17 protein-coding genes are annotated in these 18756 nt (G+C 71.0%); 10 read left to right on the top strand and 7 right to left on the bottom strand.

Annotated features, from left to right (window positions below; all coding sequences use genetic code 11):
• Positions 1 to 213: 213 nt before the first annotated feature.
• Complete coding sequence (locus tag Y590_RS01015) at positions 214 to 2595, bottom strand: ATP-dependent helicase (RefSeq protein ID WP_060768264.1); 2382 nt, start codon at positions 2593 to 2595, stop codon at positions 214 to 216.
• Positions 2596 to 2710: 115 nt separating this feature from the next.
• Between Y590_RS01015 and Y590_RS01010 the strand changes: the two genes are divergently transcribed.
• The 3 genes from Y590_RS01010 (at position 2711) to putA (ending at position 9832) form a co-directional block, all read left to right on the top strand.
• Entirely contained in the window at positions 2711 to 2950 is a 240-nt protein-coding gene (locus Y590_RS01010) for a hypothetical protein (RefSeq protein WP_060768263.1), read from the top strand.
• A gap of 159 nt (positions 2951 to 3109) precedes the next feature.
• A complete protein-coding gene (locus tag Y590_RS01005) occupies positions 3110 to 6637 on the top strand; it encodes an AsmA family protein (RefSeq protein WP_060768262.1) in 3528 nt (1175 codons plus the stop codon).
• A gap of 87 nt (positions 6638 to 6724) precedes the next feature.
• Positions 6725 to 9832 (top strand): bifunctional proline dehydrogenase/L-glutamate gamma-semialdehyde dehydrogenase PutA, encoded by a 3108-nt coding sequence (gene putA / locus Y590_RS01000; RefSeq protein ID WP_060768261.1) that lies wholly within the window; start codon positions 6725 to 6727, stop codon positions 9830 to 9832.
• A 6-nt stretch (positions 9833 to 9838) separates the two neighbouring features.
• Here the strand turns inward: putA and Y590_RS00995 are convergent, their stop codons facing one another.
• Both Y590_RS00995 and Y590_RS00990 read right to left on the bottom strand, forming a co-directional pair.
• Positions 9839 to 10081 carry a DUF2188 domain-containing protein gene (locus tag Y590_RS00995; protein WP_060768260.1) on the bottom strand — a complete coding sequence of 81 codons (243 nt, stop codon included), beginning with the start codon at positions 10079 to 10081 and terminating at the stop codon, positions 9839 to 9841.
• A gap of 88 nt (positions 10082 to 10169) precedes the next feature.
• On the bottom strand, positions 10170 to 10397 hold the full coding sequence (locus Y590_RS00990) for a hypothetical protein (RefSeq protein WP_060768259.1): 228 nt from the start codon (positions 10395 to 10397) through the stop codon (positions 10170 to 10172).
• A 100-nt stretch (positions 10398 to 10497) separates the two neighbouring features.
• Between Y590_RS00990 and Y590_RS00985 the strand changes: the two genes are divergently transcribed.
• Complete coding sequence (locus Y590_RS00985; RefSeq protein WP_245517487.1) at positions 10498 to 10734, top strand: hypothetical protein; 237 nt, start codon at positions 10498 to 10500, stop codon at positions 10732 to 10734.
• Between the two features lie 16 nt (positions 10735 to 10750).
• On the opposite strand, the gene Y590_RS00980 is transcribed toward Y590_RS00985, so the two are convergent.
• Together Y590_RS00980 and Y590_RS00975 are read right to left on the bottom strand one after the other, a co-directional pair.
• Complete coding sequence (locus Y590_RS00980) at positions 10751 to 11305, bottom strand: glutathione peroxidase (RefSeq protein ID WP_060768258.1); 555 nt, start codon at positions 11303 to 11305, stop codon at positions 10751 to 10753.
• A gap of 92 nt (positions 11306 to 11397) precedes the next feature.
• Positions 11398 to 11868 carry a response regulator gene (locus Y590_RS00975; protein ID WP_060768257.1) on the bottom strand — a complete coding sequence of 157 codons (471 nt, stop codon included), beginning with the start codon at positions 11866 to 11868 and terminating at the stop codon, positions 11398 to 11400.
• A gap of 359 nt (positions 11869 to 12227) precedes the next feature.
• Between Y590_RS00975 and argJ the strand changes: the two genes are divergently transcribed.
• The 4 genes from argJ to Y590_RS00955 are packed head-to-tail and all read left to right on the top strand — an operon-like array spanning position 12228 to position 16178.
• On the top strand, positions 12228 to 13472 hold the full coding sequence (gene argJ, locus Y590_RS00970) for a bifunctional glutamate N-acetyltransferase/amino-acid acetyltransferase ArgJ (RefSeq protein WP_060768256.1): 1245 nt from the start codon (positions 12228 to 12230) through the stop codon (positions 13470 to 13472).
• Complete coding sequence (locus Y590_RS00965) at positions 13469 to 14191, top strand: SIMPL domain-containing protein (RefSeq protein WP_060768255.1); 723 nt, start codon at positions 13469 to 13471, stop codon at positions 14189 to 14191. The genes argJ and Y590_RS00965 overlap by 4 nt, the downstream gene beginning before the upstream one ends.
• Positions 14188 to 14604, top strand: coding sequence for a (deoxy)nucleoside triphosphate pyrophosphohydrolase (locus tag Y590_RS00960; RefSeq protein WP_060768254.1), 417 nt, complete (start codon positions 14188 to 14190; stop codon positions 14602 to 14604). Before Y590_RS00965 ends, Y590_RS00960 begins: the two co-directional genes overlap by 4 nt.
• A gap of 29 nt (positions 14605 to 14633) precedes the next feature.
• Positions 14634 to 16178, top strand: a complete 1545-nt coding sequence (locus Y590_RS00955; RefSeq protein ID WP_060768253.1) for a DUF6880 family protein — start codon at positions 14634 to 14636, stop codon at positions 16176 to 16178.
• Positions 16179 to 16246: 68 nt separating this feature from the next.
• On the opposite strand, the gene Y590_RS00950 is transcribed toward Y590_RS00955, so the two are convergent.
• Both Y590_RS00950 and Y590_RS00945 read right to left on the bottom strand, forming a co-directional pair.
• Positions 16247 to 16603, bottom strand: coding sequence for a DUF427 domain-containing protein (locus Y590_RS00950; RefSeq protein ID WP_060768252.1), 357 nt, complete (start codon positions 16601 to 16603; stop codon positions 16247 to 16249).
• On the bottom strand, positions 16600 to 17493 hold the full coding sequence (locus Y590_RS00945; protein ID WP_060768251.1) for a methyltransferase domain-containing protein: 894 nt from the start codon (positions 17491 to 17493) through the stop codon (positions 16600 to 16602). Before Y590_RS00945 ends, Y590_RS00950 begins: the two co-directional genes overlap by 4 nt.
• 202 nt (positions 17494 to 17695) lie before the next feature.
• Between Y590_RS00945 and Y590_RS00940 the strand changes: the two genes are divergently transcribed.
• Positions 17696 to 17923, top strand: a complete 228-nt coding sequence (locus tag Y590_RS00940; protein WP_060772097.1) for a hypothetical protein — start codon at positions 17696 to 17698, stop codon at positions 17921 to 17923.
• A gap of 29 nt (positions 17924 to 17952) precedes the next feature.
• Positions 17953 to 18720 (top strand): ComF family protein, encoded by a 768-nt coding sequence (locus Y590_RS00935; protein WP_060768250.1) that lies wholly within the window; start codon positions 17953 to 17955, stop codon positions 18718 to 18720.
• Positions 18721 to 18756: the final 36 nt, after the last annotated feature.

Here is an 18756-nt window from a genome sequence, read left to right as displayed (position 1 = left end):
GAAGGCTGTGGAGAGCGGCTTTACGGCAACGCTTCGCCGACGCCGCGAAGGTTGCAGGCGGGAGCGACGGGGGCGTGACGGCTTTGCGAACAAGCGATGACCCCAGCACCTGTCGGTGCCGCCTGCGGATCGGGACGATCCTTGCTTGGGCCATCGCGGGCATCGCCCTCCTCGGGCGAGGGGCGGCCGGCGGAGAACCGCCGACGGGACGCTTCAACCGGGTTGGAGGAAGCTGTCGAGGACCATTTTCCGGCCGGCCTTGTCGAAGTCAACGGTGAGCTTGTTGCCGTCGATGCCGGCGACCGTGCCGGGGCCGAACTTGGTGTGGAAGACCCGTTGGCCGTGCTCGAAGGTGGAGGGCGCGCCCGTGGATTTGGCGACCAGCTCGCCCTCGATCTCCCGTGGTCCCCCCGAGCGGCCGCCCCGGCCTTGCCCGAGTCCCCCGCCGAAATTGCCGGACGTATTGGCCTGGGCCCGCTGCCAGCCCGGCGTGCCGTAGGACGAGCCGAACGGCGTCGGGTTGCGGTCGAAGCGCGAGGCGCCGGCCGAGAAATGCGCGGGCGCCTCGACCACGTCCACGGCCTGCGGCGGCAGTTCGTCGATGAAGCGAGAGGGGATGGTCGAGGACCACAGCCCATGGATGCGCCGGTTGACGGCAAACGACAGCTTGGCGCGCTTGCGGGCGCGGGTGAGCCCGACATGGGCGAGACGCCGCTCCTCCTCCAGGCCCGCCCGCCCGCTCTCGTCGATGGCGCGCTGGTTCGGGAAAAGGCCGTCCTCCCAACCCGGCAGGAACACGGTATCGAATTCGAGCCCCTTGGCGGCGTGCAGCGTCATCAGCGAGACGCGGTCGGCCCCTTCCGCCTCGGAGGCTTCCATCACGAGGGAGACGTGTTCGAGGAAGGCGGCCATATCCGGGAACTCCTCCATCGAGCGGACGAATTCCTTGAGGTTTTCGAGCCGCCCTGCGGCGTCGGCCGAACGGTCCTTCTGCCACATCTCGGTGTAGCCGGACTCCTCCAGGATGGTCTGCGCCACCTCCGGATGCGGCTTGGCCTCCACCAGCCGCACCCAGCGCGAAAAGCTCTCCACGAGGCCGCGCAGCATCGAGCGAGCCCGCGGCTTCAGCTCGTCGGTCTCGATCAGCTTCCTGGCCGCGGCCAGGAGCGGGATCCGGTCTGCGCGGGCGAAGGCGTGCAGGGTCTGGAGGGTCGCGTCGCCGAGGCCGCGCTTGGGTGTGTTGAAGATGCGCTCGAAGGCGAGGTCGTCGGCGCCGTTCATGGTGACGCGCAGATAGGCCAGCGCGTCGCGGATCTCGGCCCGCTCGTAGAAGCGCGGGCCGCCGATGACGCGATAGGGCAGGCCGACCTGAACGAACCGATCCTCGATCTCGCGCATCTGCGCCGAGATCCGCACCAGCACCGCGATCTCCGAGAGCGCGTGCCCTTTGCGCTGGAGCGACTCGATCGATTCGGCGACCTGACGTGCCTCCTCCTCGGAATCCCACGAGCCCGTGACCGTGACGGGCTCGCCCGCCTCGTCCTCGGTGCGCAGCGTCTTGCCGAGCCGCCCTTCGTTCTTGGCGATGAGCCCGGAGGCCGCGGCGAGGATGTGGCCGGTCGAGCGGTAGTTGCGTTCCAGCCGCACCACGGTGGCGCCGGGAAAATCGTGCTCGAAGCGCAAGATGTTGTCGACCTCGGCGCCGCGCCAGCCGTAGATCGACTGGTCGTCGTCGCCGACGCAGGCGACGTTTTTCCGCGCCTGGGCCAGCAGCCTGAGCCAGAGATATTGGGCGACGTTGGTGTCCTGGTACTCGTCCACGAGAATGTAGCGGAAGCGGTCCTGGTAATTGGCCAGGATGTCCGGATTCTCGCGCCACAGCTTGAGGCAGAGCAGCAGGAGGTCGCCGAAATCGACGGCGTTGAGGGTTGCGAGCCGGGCCTGATACGCCGCGTAGAGCTGCCCGCCCTTGCCGAAGGCGAAGGACTGCGCCTCGCCCGGCGGCACCTGTTCGGGGCTCAAGCCCCGGTTCTTCCAGCCGTCGATGGTGTGAGCGAGCGAGCGCGCCGGCCAGCGCTTCTCGTCGATGTTCTGGTCACTGATGACCTGCTTCATCAGGCGGAGCTGATCGTCGGTGCCAAGAATCGTGAAGTCGGATTTGAGCCCGACGAGTTCGGCGTGGCGGCGCAGGATCTTGGTGCCGATGGCGTGGAAGGTGCCGAGCCAGGGCATGCCCTCGCCCGCCGGCCCGATCAGCCCGCCGATGCGGTGCTTCATCTCGCGGGCGGCCTTGTTGGTGAAGGTCACCGAGAGGATGTCGTAGGGCCGCGCCTTGCCGGTGGCGATGAGGTGGGCGATGCGCGTCGTCAGAACCCGCGTCTTGCCGGTGCCCGCGCCCGCGAGCACGAGCACGGGTCCCTCCGTCGCCTCCACGGCGCGGCGCTGCTCCGGATTGAGGCCGGTGAGGTAGGACGCGCCCTCGGGGCGCAGGGCGGCCATGGCGCGGGCGGCGATGGAGGTCGGGGCCGACGGCGCTTCGTCGTCGGACGGGCGCGGCCGGAACGCGCCGTGCGCGTCGTTGGGCTCTTGCATCATGCGCGCATCCCTGGACCAAAAGGCGAACGCCGTCGAGACCCGATCCGGAACCGGCGGCCCCCCTCACGCGTCACTCGGGAAACCCGAAACCGACACCGATGAAGGATGCGAGACCATGCGCGCCCCGTCTCTCGCCCTCCTGGCCCTGCTCACCGCGCTCACGCCCGCTTCGGCGCAGAGCCCCGGCAATCGCGGCGCGACCAGCCGGCAGAACCAGTCGTTCGAGTACCGGAACCAGAACCGCAACTTCGAACAGCGGCAGACTTTGGAGAACAGCGCCATCCGCAACCAGATCCAGCGGGCGCCGCTCAACGTTCCGCCGCCGGCCGGGCCATCCTTCGGCATCCGCCGCTGACGATTGGTGAAAGCTTGAGCGTGAGGTGCGGGCCGGCCGCAGCCTGTGCTATGGCCGCAGGAACGCGGATTTCGCACAGTTCAAGAGGCTTCGGCCTTCGAACACGTGTGAAACGCGAACGAAGTCCTGCGGTCCGCAGGCCAGGCGGAAGCGATAACGGTGCGTGATATCCTGACCGCGCTCGCGGGCGCCGTCGTGCTGGTTCTCGTGGCGGCCCTCGCCGTGCCGCCGTTCATCGACTGGTCGGCCCATCGCGCGCTGATCGACCGCATGGTGAGCGACTCCCTCGGAGCCGGTGCCCGCAGCGAGGGCGCCATCGATCTGCGCCTGCTGCCGTCGCCGCATCTTCGCCTCGCGCGCCTCCGGCTCGGCGCCGAGGACGGGCCGGCCCTCGACGCGCAGGCGGTCGATGCGGAGATCGCTCTGGCCCCCCTGCTCAAGGGCGAAGTCCGCTTCGTTCAGACCTCGGTCGAGCGCGCCGGGCTGACCCTGCCGGTCTCCGACGAGGCGCTGCTTCTGCCGCGCGAACCGCAGACGCTGCGCCGTGACATCGTCATCGACGACCTGCGCATCCGGCGCCTCACGGTCGCCACCGCGCGGACGGGCGAGACGCCGCAGGAGCAGTTCGCGGCCGACAACCTTCGTCTCAGGGCGCCCGCGCTGGCCGGGCCATGGCTCGCGGAGGGGACGGCGAAGGGAAGCCCGTTCCATCTCGCCACCAGCGTGGCCGGCAGCGACGGCAGCCTCTCGCTGAAGCTGACGGGCGGCGGCGACACCATGCCCCGTCTGGAACTCGATGCGCGCATCACCCTCAAGCCCGAGGACGCATCGGATACCGATCGGGCGCGCCGCGGCCTCGTGCCGGAGGCGGAGGGCACCGCGCGGCTGACCGTCGGGCCGCCGGTGCAGCCGGCGGGCGCCGTCCTGCCCCTCACCCTGGCGGCCAAGTTCGCGTCGCGCGGCCCCCTGGTGCAGGCCAAGACCGTCGAGCTCGAACTCGACCCCGGCGGCAAGGCGGCCCGCCTGTCGGGTAGCGGCCGCCTCGACCTGCGCGAGGCCCGGCTCGGCCTGACGCTTCGGACCCGCCGCCTCGACCTCGACGGGCTGCTGCTCTCCGGCGCTGCCCGCGGGCTGCTGGCGCAGGGGCTGACATCGGGCGCCCTGACGCCGCCGCTGCTGCTCGACTTGGATGTTGCCGCCGAGAGCGTCGCGCTCGGTCTCGACGACTGGGCCGATGTCGGGTTCCGCGGAACCTTCGATCGCACCGGCGGGCTCGTGCTGCGCCGCTTCGAGGGCAGGGCGCCGGGGGCCGCGACCGTCGCGGCGACCGGCGAGGCCGAGCTTTCGGGCTCGCCGCGCTTCACCGGGCATATCGACGTCGCGACACGCAACTCGGAGGCACTCGGGCGCTATCTCGGCCGCATCGGCGCCGAGGAGAGCGTCACGGCGATTCTCGATGGGCGCGCTTTCGAGATCGGCACGGACCTCTCGGCGGCCGGCAGCGACCACTCCCTGCGCAATCTGCGCCTCGCCCTGGGCGAAGCCCGCGTCACCGGTAATGCCCGTTACCTGCGAGCCGATGCGAACGGGCGCGGGCGGCTTGACGCGCAGCTCTCCGCCAACGGCATCGACATCGCCGAGTTGCCCCCGCTCGGTGAGCTCATGTCCGGCCTTCACCGGCACGATCTCGGCTTGACACTGAAGGCGCGCGACGTGCGCTACGGACCTGCCGGTGCCCATTCCGGCAACGGCACCATCGCGGTCAGCCTGCAATCGGACGGCGCCAGCCTCGTCGTCGATACGCTCGACATCGCCGACCTCGCGGGTGCAAGCGCCCAGCTTGCCGGACGGATCGCTCCGGACGGCTCGGGCCGGATCGAGGGCCGCGTGACGGCGGGCAAGGCGGCGCCGCTGCTGGCCCTGCTGGAACGCGGCTTCCTGCCCGAGGCCCGTTTCGTGCCGCAGAGTGTCCGCCAGAGCGGATTGGCGCTCGATCTGACCCTGGAACGGGAATCGGGTGAGGCGGATGCCTTGCGCGCATCCGCGAAAGGAAAGGCGGGCGAAGGCGATCTCGATCTTGGCCTTCTGACCCGCTCCGGCCGGATCGACCGCCTCGACGCCACGCTGACGACGCAGAAGACCGGCCGCTGGTTCGGCCGCGACGACATCGCCGCCCTGCGCCAGCCGGGGCGCCTGCGGCTGACCGGCACCCGGCCCGCCGCCGAGGCCGGCCAGCCGGGCACGCCGCCGCTCGCACTGGGCATCGAGGGCGATCTGGCTGGCCTCACGGTCTCGACGCCGCGCCCGATCCTGCTCGACGCCCTCGACCGACCTCCGACCGGTGGTACGCTGCGGCTGGCAGCCCCCGACCTCGCCCCCTTCCTGATCCTCGCCGGAAGTGCCGCCCCGGCGGCCGGGCCGTTGCCCGCGTCGCTCACCCTGGCCCTGTCGCGCCGGAACGCCGCGCTGCACGCCGATGTCACGGGGCAGGTGGCGGGGACCGACCTCACCGCCGCCCTCGACCGCGGCCCGGATGGCGCGCTCACGGGCACCGCGACGCTCGCCCGCCTGTCCGTGCCGGCGCTGGTTGCGGCGACGGTGTTGCCCACCGACACCAGCGGGCGCTTCGCCGCGGTGCCGGCGCAGCCGCAGGTCGACCTCGGCCTCAAGATCGGACAGCTCGATCTCGGCCGGGGACTCGTGGCCGACAGCGCGAGCCTGACGCTGGTGCGCGAGGGCGACGTGCTGAGTCTGCGCGACCTCTCGGCTGGTCTCGCCGCAGGGCGGCTCGGCGGCAGCATCACCCTGGCCCGGCCGACGGGGGCCGCCGCGGTGTCGGGCGAGGGCAGTATCGAGGGCGCCGATCTCACCGGCCTGATCGGGGCGGGACCGATCACGGGCCGGCTTTCGGCGGCCCTGCGGTTCGGCGCCACGGGCGTGAGCCTGAGCGCCCTGGCGAACGAGCTTTCCGGCAATGGCGAGATTCGGCTCGCCGACCTCGCGCTCCCCGGCGCCGACGCGGGCGCCGTGGACCGGGCGCTCGGCAAGGCGCTGGCCGAGGACGATCCCTTGCGCGAGGGACGGCTCCAGGCGCTCGTGTCGGACGAACTGTCCGCCGGTCCGCTCCGGGGCAAGGGACCGGTTTCGGCCGCCTTCACCCTCTCCAGCGGCACGCTGCGCACGGCGCCGTTCGGTATCGATCTCGGCCCGGCGCGCTGGAACGGCACGCTTCAGGTCGATCTGCGCAACCGCACGCTCGACGCCCGCGGCGCGCTGACGGCGGCGGCCGGGCCGAAGGGTTGGAGCGGCGCGGCGCCTTCGATCCAGCTCGGGTTCGGCGGTCCGCTGGGCGCGCCGGAGCGACGGCTCGACGCGGCGCCTCTGACCACCGGCCTCGCCGCCCTCGTGCTCCAGCGCGAACTCGAGAAGATCGAGCTGTTCGATGCCGACCAGAGCGAGCGCCAGCGCCGCCGCGCCCGCATCGAGATGGACCGCGCCCGCGTTGCGGCCGAGGAGGCGGCCCGGCAGGCCCGGCTCAAGGCGCAGCAGGCCGCCGAGGAGGCGGCGCGGCAAGCCCGCCAGCGGGAGGCGGAGGAGATCGCCCGCCGCGCCCGGATCGAAGCCGAGCCCGCGCCTGCCCCGGTGACGCAGCCGCTCGACATCAGCCCGCCCGGCGCGCGGCCGTAACGGCACGCGCGGGGCGATCACGGACCACCGTTTTCGTAAATGACGGAATCGGCCTGTCGGACGACAGAGAGAGTGCTAGTCTCTCATATGACCGATGGCCCGATGTCTGCGCCGCGTTTTCAGGCCTCCTATGCCCCGGATGATGCCGCTTTGGCGGAGGCGCTGCTGCATGAGGCGCCCCTGCCGGCGGCCGCGGAGGCGGCGGTCGATCGGCTCGCTTCCGACCTGATCGGCGCGATCCGCGCCGATGCCGGCCATGGCGCCGTCGAGGCGCTGCTGCGGGAATATGCGCTGACGACCCGCGAGGGGCTCGCCCTCATGAGCCTCGCCGAGGCGCTGCTGCGGGTACCCGATGCGGCCACCGCCGACCGGCTGATCGCCGACAAGCTGCGCGAGGGCGACTTCGTCCATCACGCGGTGCGTTCGGAGAGCGGCCTTGCCCATGCCGCGTCCTGGGCGCTCGGCCTCGGTGCCCGCCTCGTCGGACCGCAGGACACGCCCGAGGCGACCTTGGGGAGCATGGTCCGCCGCCTCGGCCGCCCGGCCGTGCGCGCGGCGGCCCACCGGGCGATGCGGGTGATGGGCGGGCAATTCGTATTGGCCGAGGAGATCGGCGCGGCGCTCAAGCGGGCCGGCTCGGGGGCTGCCCGCCGTTCCCGCTTCTCCTTCGACATGCTCGGCGAGGGTGCCCGCACGGCGGACGACGCCGAGAGCTACCGCCAAGCCTATGCCCGCGCCATCGACCGGATCGGGCAGGAAGCCGGCAACGCGCCGCTTCCCGCCCGGCCGGGCATCTCGGTCAAGCTGTCGGCGCTGCATCCGCGCTACACCCCGACGCAAGGGGCGCGGGTGATGGCCGAACTCGTGCCGGTGGTGCGCGACCTCGCCCGCGACGCCCGCGCCCACGACCTCAACTTCACCCTCGACGCCGAGGAGGCGGAACGGCTCGAACTCTCCCTCGACGTGTTCGAGGCCGTGCTGGCCGATCCGGCGCTGGCCGGCTGGGACGGATTCGGCCTCGCGATTCAGGCCTATTCGAAGCGCTGCCTTCCGGTGATCGAGCATGTCGCCACTCTTGCCGAACGGCACGACCGGCGGCTGATGGTGCGCCTCGTCAAGGGCGCCTACTGGGACACGGAAGTGAAGCTCGCCCAGACGCAAGGGGTGCCCGACTACCCCGTCTTCACCCGCAAGGCGATGACGGACCTGAATTACCTCGCCGCTGCCAAGCGGCTGCTGGCGCTGCGCCCGCGCCTCTACCCGCAATTTGCGACGCATAATGCCCAGACCGTGGCGAGCGTGCTCGGTCTGGCCGGGCTGCTCGATCGTCCCGCGGACGAGGAGGCCGGCTTCGAGTTCCAGCGCCTGCACGGCATGGGCGAGGCGCTCTACCAGCGCCTCGCCGAGCGGGCGCCGGGCGTCGGCCAGCGGGTCTACGCGCCCGTCGGCGGCCACCGCGAGCTGCTCGCCTATCTCGTCCGCCGGCTGCTGGAGAACGGGGCGAACTCCTCTTTCGTCGCCCGCGCCGCCGATCCCTCGGTGCCGGTGGCCGAACTTCTGGCACGGCCTCAGGCCCTGGTGGAGACGCCTTCGCAGGCCCGTCACCCCAAGATCCCGCTGCCGCGCGACCTGTTCGGGCGTGAGCGCCGCAATTCTCCGGGGCTCGCCTTCGGCGACGGCGCGTCGCTGCGACGTTGGACCGATGCCGTCGCGCGGGCCGCAGGCCCCGCCGAGGCCGCGCCGATCATCGACGGGGCCATCCAGCCCGGCCGCGTCCGGCAGGTGGTCAGCCCCATCGACGGCGCGGCCCTCGGCGACGTCATCGAGGCGGACTCCGCCACCGCCGCGCTCGCCATGGAGGCCGCCGCGCGCGGCTTCCCCGCCTGGGCCGCGACGCCCGCCCGCGAGCGCGCCACCTGCCTGGAACGGGCGGCCGACGCCTTCGTGAGGGAGCAGGGCCGGCTCCTGCACCTGCTGCAAGCCGAGGCCGGCAAGACCCTCGACGACGCCGTGGCCGAGTGGCGCGAGGCGATCGACTTCCTGCGCTACTACGCGGCGCAGGGCCGGGATCTGTTCCGCGCGCCGCAGGACCTGCCCGGCCCTGCCGGCGAGGCCAACAGCCTGCGCCTCGTCGGCCGGGGTGTGTTCGTCGCCGTCTCACCCTGGAATTTCCCGCTCGCGATCTTCACGGGGCAGGTCGCCGCGGCGCTGATGGCCGGCAACGCCGTCGTCGCCAAGCCCGCGCCGCAGACGCCGCTGGTGGCGGATCTCGCCGTGCGCCTGCTCCACGCGGCCGGCATTCCGGGGAGCGCCCTTCACCTCGTCCCCGGCGGTCCTGAGACCGGCGCCGCGCTGATCGAACATCCGGCGCTGTCCGGCGTGGTCTTCACCGGATCCACGGCGACGGCGCGGCGGATCAACCGGGCGCTCGCCGCCCGAGACGGCGCGATCCTGCCGCTGATCGCCGAGACCGGCGGCATCAACGCGATGATCGTCGATGCCACGGCACTCCCCGAGCAGGTGGCCGACGACGTGGTGGTCTCGGCCTTCCGCTCCGCCGGCCAGCGCTGCTCGGCCCTGCGCCTGCTCCTCGTGCAGGAGGACGTCGCCGACAGGATGATCGCGGCGGTGGTCGGCGCGACGCGGGAACTGACGGTCGGCGACCCCCGCGAGTTGGCGACCGATCTCGGTCCGGTGATCGACGCGGGCGCCAAGCAACGGCTCGACGGGCATATCGCGGCCCTGACCGCCTCGGCGCGGCTGCACTTCGCCGGTACGGCGTCGGGCGGCCTCACCGTAGCGCCCCACATTTTCGAGATCGACAGGATTGCCGACCTGCGGGAGGAGGTCTTCGGACCCATCCTCCATGTCGCCCGCTACCCGGCGGACGGGCTCGGCTCGGTCATCGAGGCGATCCGGGCCGGCGGCTACGGGCTCACTCTCGGCATCCATTCGCGGATCGAGGAAACCGCCGAGCGCATCGCCGAGGCGCTGCCGCACGGCAACGTCTACGTGAACCGCAACATGATCGGCGCCGTCGTCGGCAGCCAACCCTTCGGCGGCTCCGGCCTGTCGGGGACCGGCCCGAAGGCCGGCGGTCCCCATTATCTCGTCCGCTTCGCCACGGAGCGGACGCTGACCGTCAACACCGCTGCGGCGGGCGGCAGCGTCGGCCTCATCACCCTGGAAGGCTGAGGCGATTCAGTCCTCCGCGACCTTGGCTACGGGCCGGTCGTTGCCCTGCGCGGTCTCGTCGTGCCACTGGCCGCTCCCGTCTTGGTAGCGGATGCCTTCGGTCGAGCCCGGCACCTGCTGCTCGGCAGCTGCAGCCTGCGCCGCCTGCAACGCGTCCGCCCGGCTCGGAAAGGTCTCCGAGAACACGTCTCCGACCTTGTAGGCGAAGCCGCCGTCGTGCTCGACGATATGGTAGGTCACCTCGGTCATCGCAAAATCCCGTTCGCTTCCAACGTGCTTCGTTTCGCCTGCTGGAGCCCGAACCGGTCGGGAAGCCGGAGGTTCCGTTTCACCCCTCTCAATGCCGTGTCGGCGCACGGCGTGGGAGGCGGGCCACTGCGGCTTCGCAGCCGGCGATCAGGGACCCGCGCACGTCGTCCCGATCGAAGCCGACGCCTTCGGGAAAGGCGACGACGTGGGCCTCGGTCCAGCCTTCGGGCCGGATATGCGCGATCCAACCCTCCGGCGTCCGCTCGAAGCGAACCTCGTAGACGGTGCCGTCCTGCTCGAAACTGTGCGGTTCCATGGCTCGATCTTTCCGGCCGCAATGATGACGTGACCGGCTGGCATGTGGGGAGGCGCCCCGTGCCGGCGCGAGGCCCTGCCGACCGGAAAATCCACTGCCGATGCGCCCGAGCACCGTCTTCGCCGCCGCGAGCCTCTGCCTCGCTGCCCTGCCATGCCGGGCCCAGGGCGTGCCGCCGAACCCCTTCGCCTCGAACTATCCCTCCAGCTATCCGTCCGCGCCGCCGCGCATGGTCGAGCGGGAGGGGCGCCTCCAGGCCCCACGCGCCCGGCGTCCCCTGCCGCCGGGGCGGATCGAGCGCGGGTTGCTGCCGCCGGCCGACGTTCCGGGCCGCTAACCGAGCAGTCCTCCGTTCAGGCCTGTCCCAGTTCCGCGACGATGGCGCTGACGATGCGCGGATCGCTCGGATCGACCTGGGTCGCGAAGGCAGCGCGCAGGGTGCCGTCACGGCCGACGAGATATTTGTGGAAGTTCCATTGCGGGCTCTGCCCCGGCTTCTGCTCGGCCGCCCAGCGGTAGAACGGATGGGCGGCGGGCCCCCGCACATGAGTCTTGTCCGTGACCGGGAAGGTGACGCCGTGGTTCTTTCGCGCGGCATCGGCGATGGCGGCGCCGTCGAGCGGCTCCTGATTGCCGAAATCGGGCGAGGGCACCGCGATCACCGTCAGGCCCCGCCCGCCGAAACGGGTCCAGAGGCCTTGAAGTCCGACGAATTGCGGAGCGTAACCGCAGGCGGTGGCGGTGTTGACCACGAGGATGGGTTTGTCGGCATAGGCCGAGAGCGGAAGGCCGCCGCCCTCCGGCTTTTCGAAGGCGAAGGCGCCCGCCGGCCCGGCTTCCGCGGCATGGGCGCGGCTCGACGCGAGAACGGCGAGCATCGCGAGGCAGTCCCGGCGGCGAATCGTCATGGCGTTATGTCCTCCGGCGCGGAGGCTGCCATACCCGGCCGGCCTTCGGGTACGGGCCGGATCGTCGCGGATGCGGCGATGGGGAGGCGGAATCAGCTCGCGCGGGCGGCCATCGCCTCGCGGACCGAAGAGGCGACGGCTTCCTCCTGACCCAGGGAGGACACCAGCAGCGCGTCCGCCGGTACGAGGTCGGCACAGTCGTTGACCGCCGAGTCGCAGGCGACGACGATGCCGAGATTCGGTCTCAACGCACGCGCCTCGGCAGCGAGTTCGCTGAGGCCGAGCGCGCCGTGCAGTTCGGCATCGGTCACGAGAACATCGACGGGCAGGCCGAGCACCAGCACGGTGAGGGCATCGACGGCCGAATCGACGGAGATGGCGCTGTAGCCGGCGCGGCGGATCTGCCCGTTGATCTCATCGCGCCACTGTTTGCGGCGCCCGGCGACCAGCACCTGAACCCCGTAGCAACTGCGCGGCGCCGCGATGCCGCCCACCTGTCCGTCCGCGCGGACGGGATCGAGGTCGATGGTCGCTTCCTCACGAGCTTGGGTGCGCTGCATCATTCTAGGTTAAGCAGGTTATGATAGGCATTCAAGCGTCAACGTTCGACGGTAGCGATGGTGCACTTTTTCGAGACGCAGTTTGCGACCTAGACTTCGAGGCGGGATTCGAGAGGCCTTTGTCTTCTGCGTCGCAGAGTTGCATCGCTGACGGGCAGGCTATCCTGACCAATCCGAGCCGGAACCCTCACACGACGGGCAGCGCCCGGGACACGCCCCGCGTGTTGACGTGAGGCGCGGCGGGCGCAAGACAGCGACCCGCGACCCACGACTTTCATGCCCGTGTCGCCTGCGCATGCGAGGCCGCCCCTCCCGACGCGGCCGAATGGGCGAGAGCGGGCACGAGACGGAGCCGACGACCGATGTCATCCACCGAGATCTCCCCCCTGGCACCCGCCACCTCGCCGTCGCTGCCGGAGATCGCGGGCGTGCGCATCGCCACGGCGCAGGCCGGCATCCGCTACAAGAACCGCACGGACGTCCTCTACGTCGCCCTGGCCGAGCGCACGGAAGTGGCGGGAGTGTTCACCCGCTCGCGCTGCCCCTCCGCGCCGGTGGATTGGTGCCGGGACGCCCTGAAGTCTGGCAAGGGCGCGCGGGCGCTCGTGGTCAACTCGGGGAACGCCAACGCCTTCACCGGGCTCAAAGGGCGTGAGGCCGTGGCGCTGACCGCCGACATCGCCGGCCGGGCCGCCGCTTGCGCCCCGGAGGCGGTGATGATCGCCTCCACCGGCGTGATCGGCGAGCCGCTCGACGCGCGCAAGTTCGAGGGCGTGCTGGCCGAGTGCGCCGCGCGCGCCGAGGGCGGTGCCGAGGCCTGGGCGCAGGCGGCGCAGGCGATCATGACGACCGACACCTTCCCGAAGCTCGCCACCCGCCGCGCCGAGATCGACGGGGTGCCGGTGACGATCAACGGCATCGCCAAGGGCGCGGGCATGATCGCCCCCGACATGGCCACGATGCTCTCCTTTGCCTTCACCGACGCGGCTCTGCCGCAGGCCGTGCTCCAGGAACTCTTGAGCGCGGGCACCAAGACCTCGTTCAACTGCGTGACGGTGGACGGCGACACCTCCACCTCCGACACGCTGCTGCTCTTCGCCACGGGTGCTGCCGGCAATGCGGCGGTGACACGGGCGGACGATCCGCGGCTCGCCGGCTTCCGGGCCGCTTTGGACGACTTGCTGATCGAACTCGCGCAGCTCGTCGCCCGCGACGGGGAGGGCGCCAACAAGCTCGTGACCGTCGAGGTCGAGGGCGCCGAGAGCGATCCATCCGCCCACCGCATCGCCATGTCGATTGCCAACTCGCCGCTGGTGAAGACCGCGGTGGCCGGCGAGGATGCCAATTGGGGCCGCGTCGTGATGGCGGTCGGCAAGGCCGGCGAGCCCGCCGACCGCGACCGCCTCGCGATCTGGTTCGGCGACGTGCGCGTCGCGGTGCGGGGCGCCCGCGATCCCGATTACAGCGAGGAGGCGGCCAGCGCCGTGATGCGGCGGCCCGAGATCACCGTGCGGGTCGATCTCGGCCTCGGCCAGGGCCGGGCGCGCGTCTGGACCTGCGACCTCACCAAGGCCTACGTCGCCATCAACGGGGACTATCGCTCGTGAAGTTCTTTTCCGCGCTTGCCGTTCCCCTCCTGCTTCTCACCGTGGCGGCGCCCGCCATGGCCGACGACGAGACCGGCCGCATCCGGGTGATCGGCCGGGCCTCCGAGGAGGTCGCGCCGGATTTTGCCTCCGTCGAGATCGGCGTCGAGACCCGCGGCGCCACGCCGGCCGCCGCCCTCGATGCCGCGAGCCAGGCGGCGAAAGGCATCGTCGCGAGCGCAAAGGAGATGGGCGTGGCGGAGGCCGATATCGGCACTTCCTCGATCACCCTCCAGCTGCGGACCAAGGCCGTCCGCCAGCCCGACGGAACGATGGGCGAGCGGGACGACGGTTACACGGCGGGCAACCGCGTGCGGGTGCGCTTGGCCGAGATGGGCAAGCTCGGCGAATTGATGCGGCGCACTCTCGAATCCGGCGCCAACCGGATCCAGGGGATCAGCTTCGGCCTGCGCGACCCGGCCGCGGCGGAAGCCGCCGTGCAGGTCGCCGCGGTCAAGGATGCGCGCGCCCAGGCCGAGCGCATCGCCGAGGCGACCGGTGTGAAACTCGGTACCGTCGTCTCGATCGAATCGCCACCGCGGGCCGAATCGCCCCGCCCCATGCCCTACGGCATGGCGATGAAGGCGGCGGCCCCCCGTGGCCGCACCGCCGTGCCGGTCGTGGCAGGGTCGATCGAAACCTCGGCCGAGGTCGATGCCGTGTTCGCGATCGGCCGATGAGCACGCCGCTCAAGCTCCTGCTCGTCGTCGCGGCGGCCCTGGTCGATGCCGACGGGCGGGTGCTGATGGCCCAGCGCCCCGAGGGCAAGGCGCTGGCCGGCCTGTGGGAGTTTCCCGGCGGCAAGGTCGAGCCCGGCGAGCGGCCGGAGGAGACGCTGATCCGCGAACTCGCCGAGGAACTCGGCATCACGGTGAAGGAGCCCTGCCTTGCGCCGCTGACCTTCGCGAGCCACGCCTACCCGGATTTCCACCTTCTGATGCCGCTCTACATCTGTCGGCGCTGGGAGGGGCTTCCGCAGTCGCGCGAGGCGCAGGCACTCCGCTGGGTGCGGCCGGGGGCTTTGCGCGATCTGCCGATGCCGCCGGCCGATCTGCCGCTGATCCCCTTCCTGATCGATCTGCTCGGACCCTGAACGGGCCCGAGGCCTTGAGGGGGTAAGCGATGGCGCGACGGGCGAAGGTGGCGGTCGAGAGCGGGGCGTCGGCGAAAGCGCCTACCCAATCGAAGCCGCCCAAAAAATCCCGTAGCACCACGCCGACGGCTGAAACTCTCGCGGCGCTCAGCCAGGAGCGGCTCATCGCCCTGATCCTCGAAGAGGTCGGCCAGAGTGCGCCGTTCAAGAAGCGGGTGAGTGCCGCGATTGCCGCTCTCCAAGGGCCCGACAGGGTGGCGGCCTTGATCGACCGCCGCCTCTCGGCGCTGGAAAAGGCCCGCGGCTACATCGATTGGCAGAAGCGCCGGGCTTTCGCCTCCGACCTCGATGCCACGCTCGCGACCATCCTCTCCGACCTGAAGCCGCTCGATGCCGGCATGGCCCTCGACCGGCTGCTGCGCTTCCTCCGGAGCGCCGGCGTCACGCTGGAGCGGGTCGATGACTCCAGCGGGCAGGTGCACGGCATCTTCGAGGCCGCCGCCGAAGCCGCCGCAGGCCTCGCGGCGGGGCTCTCGGCGGATGCCGCGCTGGGCTTCGCGACCCGCGCACTCGACGGTCTCGACGATGATGGCTTCGGCCTCGTCGGCGCGCTGCTGGTCGATCTCCTGCCGAAGCTGCCGAAGGCCGCGCTCCAACCGCTCGATGCACATCTGGTCGACGCCCTCGCCAAGCTTCCGGCGTCGGCCAAGAAGAAGACCGGACCGGCGGTCTTCGAGATGGCCGGGCAGGAATGGGAGCGGCGCTACCACCGCTTGAGCCTCACCCGCCTGCGTCAGGTCATCGCCGACGCCCGCGGCGATGCCGACGCGTTCATCGCCCTCGAACTGGAGATGTCGCCCGAGCGGCCCGATCTCCCGGCGGTGGCCGAGCGGCTGCTTGCGGCAGGCCGCGCCAGCGAGGCCCTCGACTGGATTCGCCGCAAGCAGAAGCGCGGCACGGTCGTGATGACGCGCGAGGATCTGATCGTCGGCGGATTCGATCCCGAAGGCCCCGAACGCGAGCGTGAGGCCGTCGAGATCCGCATCCTCGACGCGCTCGGCCGCAAGGACAAGGCGCAAGATTTACGCTGGTCGCGGTTCGAGAAGAGCCTCGATCCGCAGGCGCTGCGCGATTACCTCGCCCGCCTGCCGGATTTCGAGGACGAGGAGGCGCTGGAGCGTGCCTTCGTTCACGCCGCGAACCGCAAGGACCCGCATGGCGGCCTCTACTTCCTGATCCGCTGGCCGAATCTGGACCGCGCCGCCCGCCTCGTGCTCGACCGGCGCGACGCATGGTCGGGCCGGATCTGGGAGTTGCTCGCCCCGGCCGCCGAGGCGCTGGAGCCGGACCATCCGCTGGCGGCGAGCGTGCTCTATCGCGCGCTCATCGACGACATCCTCGAACGCGGCCGCTCGCCCGCCTACGGCCACGGCGCCCGCCATCTGATGCGTCTGGGCGAACTCGCGCGGGAACTTGCGTCGGGCGACCTGACGCCGAGCCACGCCGAGTACGTGGCGCAGCTTCGCAAGGCACACGGGCGCAAGTCGGGGTTCTGGTCGCAGGTGGAAGGGTAGAGCATCGGCCCGAAAGGTGGTTGCCGGCTTTCGAAAAAAAGATGATGCGAAAACAAGAGGCGAGAGCCTCACGCCTCGATGGCATCGACCCGGTCGGGATAGAAGGCGACGTGGCCGCGGATGCGGGCCACCGCCGGAAACGGGTTCTCGTAGGACCACGCCGCCGCTTCCCGGGTCGCGCCGCCGACGCTTAGGTCGAAATAGAAGGCTTCGCCCTTGTAGGGGCAAAAGGTCCGCCGCGGATTCGGGGCGAGCGCGTCCGCAGCGACATCCTCGCGCGGGAGGTAGAGAACGGGCTCGTAGCCCGCCTCGCACAGTTTCAGCGCCCGCCGCGTCTCGGCGACGATGCGCCCGCCGAGCCGCACCCGCACGGGTGTCGGGTGGGGCGTGATGGTGATCGGGTGGGCGGGGCCGGGTTCCTTCATGCCGGCTCCTCCCGGATCGGAAACCGATGCTCGGCGGCACCGAGCGCATCCGCGAGCCGCGTCTTGGCGCTGCCGGGCCGAAGCGGCTTCTGCTGGCTCTCATGCGGTGCCCAGCCGGACAGCCACAGAATCTCGAAGGTCGCCCGCAGCCGCCCGTCCGCGTCGGAGAAGCGCTCGGCATAGATCGCGGCGGCCCGCATCAGCGTCGCCCGGCGCAGCGGCGCACGGCGGCGGTCGTGCAGGGCGTTGGTCAGCCCCATGGCGCGCAGATCGCGCATCAGCGAGAAGGGGTCGCCGTAGCGAACGGTGATGGTGTCCGCGTCCACCACCGGCAGGGCAAAGCCCGCCCTCTGAAGCAGGCCGCCGAGGTCGCGCAGTTCGGCAAAGGGCGCCACGCGCGGGCTCGCGCCGCCTTCGGTCTCGCTCTCGGCCTGGAGGAAGGCTTGGCGCAGCTCCGTCAGCGTCGCCCCGCCAAGCAGGCCGGCGAGGAACAGGCCGTCTGGCTTGAGCGCCCGGCGCAGTTGCAGCAGGGCGCCCGGCAGATCGTTGACGTGCTGAAGCGCCAGGGCCGACACCGCGAGGTCGAACCCGGCATTTCCACCGAACGGCAGCAATTCAGGGTCGCCGACTATGGAGCTGCCGGGTCCGGAGACCGGAGCGAGACGGATCATCCGCTCGACCCGGCCGCTCTGCAACAGGCGCTCGGCCACGAGGGGAAGCGGCGTGCCGAGATCGAGCCCGAGGGGAAAGGGGCGGGTGACCGCCGCCAGACGATCCTCCAGATCCTCGGCGACCCGCTCAAGCAGGAAGCCGGCATAACCCGATCTCTGGGCACGCGCGATGCGTCGTCGAACAAGGGCGGGATCAAACAGGGGGGCGGACTCGTTCATCGATCGGGGAGATGGGGCTCCAAGGGCGCGGCGGCCAGGGCGTAAGTTCGATCCCGGCCCTGTGTCCGCAGGCCTCCTTCCGGCAGTACACGGCGCGGTTTCACGATTTCGCGAATCATGCGTCTTCACTATCGTCCGGTTGGGATGTCCTGGAACAGAATCCCGGTCTCTCCGTTTTGCTCGTCGATCGAGGAGGTTGAAGATGACACGGATTCTGATCCGCGCCGCTCTGATCCTTGTCGCCGTCGCGCTGGCCAGCACCGCGGAGGCCAAGGGTTGCCTGAAGGGTGCCGTGGTGGGTGGCTTGGCCGGGCACATGGCCGGGCACGGCGTCATGGGTGCCGCGGCCGGATGTGCCGTGGGTCGGCATCAGGCGAACAAGAAGGACAAGGCGGGTCAGCAGGGTGATCAGGGCGGCCGCGCATACTGACGGCGGCGTGTGACGGCGATCATTCGTTGATGGCAGCGCCCGGTCTTCCCGCTCTGCGGGTCGGCGCGCGGCGCATCGCTTCGACCGTCATCAGTCTGATTTATCCGCCGACCTGCGTGTCTTGCGGAGCGGCGACCGGTCAGCCGCATGCTCTCTGCGCCGCCTGCTGGAGTGGTCTGCGGCTGATCGAGCGGCCCTATTGCGAGCGGCTCGGCACTCCTTTCGCCTTGGATCTCGGCGTCGGCCGCCTGTTGTCGCCCGGCGCTATCGCCGAACCACCGGCCTTCGGTCGGGCGCGGGCCGTCGCGGTCTACGAGGGCGCCGCACGCGACCTCGTTCATCGTCTCAAATACAACGACCGGCTCGATCTCGCCTGGACCATGGCCCGCATGATGGCCTCGGCCGGGCGTGAGCTGCTGGACGAGGCCGAATTGATCCTGCCCGTGCCTCTGCACGGCCTGCGCCTCTGGCGGCGGCGCTTCAACCAGTCGGCCCTGCTGGCTCGAGAGATCGCCCGGGTTTCGGGAACAAAGTGCGATCTGCGGGCGCTCGCCCGCGTGAAGGCGACCCGGCCCCAGGTCGGCCTGACCCGCCATCAGCGCGCGATGAATCTTCAGGGCGCTTTCCGAGTGTCGGGCGACGCGCGATCGCGGATCGCCGGACGCCGCCTTCTGCTGATCGACGACGTGGCCACGACGGGTGCCACGGGCAATGCCGCCGCACGTGTGCTGCTGCGCGGCGGGGCGGCGAGCGTCGATCTCCTCACCTTTGCGACGGTGACGCGGGATGGGCTGTAAAGCCCGTTCCATTGCCGTAAACGGAAACGGGGGCCG

It is taken from the genome of Methylobacterium sp. AMS5 (assembly GCF_001542815.1).
In the GTDB taxonomy this organism is placed as follows: domain Bacteria; phylum Pseudomonadota; class Alphaproteobacteria; order Rhizobiales; family Beijerinckiaceae; genus Methylobacterium.
The sequence above is the reverse complement of the archived record's forward strand: the minus strand, read 5'-3'. Positions and strand labels throughout refer to the sequence as shown.

Bases quoted from the DNA above. Each gene is read 5' to 3' on its own strand.
- Y590_RS01015 (WP_060768264.1), bottom strand. From the start codon at position 2,595: ATGATGCAAGAGCCCAACGACGCGCACGGCGCGTTCCGGCCGCGCCCG.
- Y590_RS01010 (WP_060768263.1), top strand. From the start codon at position 2,711: ATGCGCGCCCCGTCTCTCGCCCTCCTGGCCCTGCTCACCGCGCTCACG.
- putA (WP_060768261.1), top strand. From the start codon at position 6,725: ATGACCGATGGCCCGATGTCTGCGCCGCGTTTTCAGGCCTCCTATGCC.
- Y590_RS00995 (WP_060768260.1), bottom strand. From the start codon at position 10,081: ATGACCGAGGTGACCTACCATATCGTCGAGCACGACGGCGGCTTCGCC.
- Y590_RS00990 (WP_060768259.1), bottom strand. From the start codon at position 10,397: ATGGAACCGCACAGTTTCGAGCAGGACGGCACCGTCTACGAGGTTCGC.
- Y590_RS00985 (WP_245517487.1), top strand. From the start codon at position 10,498: ATGCGCCCGAGCACCGTCTTCGCCGCCGCGAGCCTCTGCCTCGCTGCC.
- Y590_RS00980 (WP_060768258.1), bottom strand. From the start codon at position 11,305: ATGACGATTCGCCGCCGGGACTGCCTCGCGATGCTCGCCGTTCTCGCG.
- Y590_RS00975 (WP_060768257.1), bottom strand. From the start codon at position 11,868: ATGATGCAGCGCACCCAAGCTCGTGAGGAAGCGACCATCGACCTCGAT.
- argJ (WP_060768256.1), top strand. From the start codon at position 12,228: ATGTCATCCACCGAGATCTCCCCCCTGGCACCCGCCACCTCGCCGTCG.
- Y590_RS00960 (WP_060768254.1), top strand. From the start codon at position 14,188: ATGAGCACGCCGCTCAAGCTCCTGCTCGTCGTCGCGGCGGCCCTGGTC.
- Y590_RS00955 (WP_060768253.1), top strand. From the start codon at position 14,634: ATGGCGCGACGGGCGAAGGTGGCGGTCGAGAGCGGGGCGTCGGCGAAA.
- Y590_RS00950 (WP_060768252.1), bottom strand. From the start codon at position 16,603: ATGAAGGAACCCGGCCCCGCCCACCCGATCACCATCACGCCCCACCCG.
- Y590_RS00945 (WP_060768251.1), bottom strand. From the start codon at position 17,493: ATGAACGAGTCCGCCCCCCTGTTTGATCCCGCCCTTGTTCGACGACGC.
- Y590_RS00940 (WP_060772097.1), top strand. From the start codon at position 17,696: ATGACACGGATTCTGATCCGCGCCGCTCTGATCCTTGTCGCCGTCGCG.
- Y590_RS00935 (WP_060768250.1), top strand. From the start codon at position 17,953: ATGGCAGCGCCCGGTCTTCCCGCTCTGCGGGTCGGCGCGCGGCGCATC.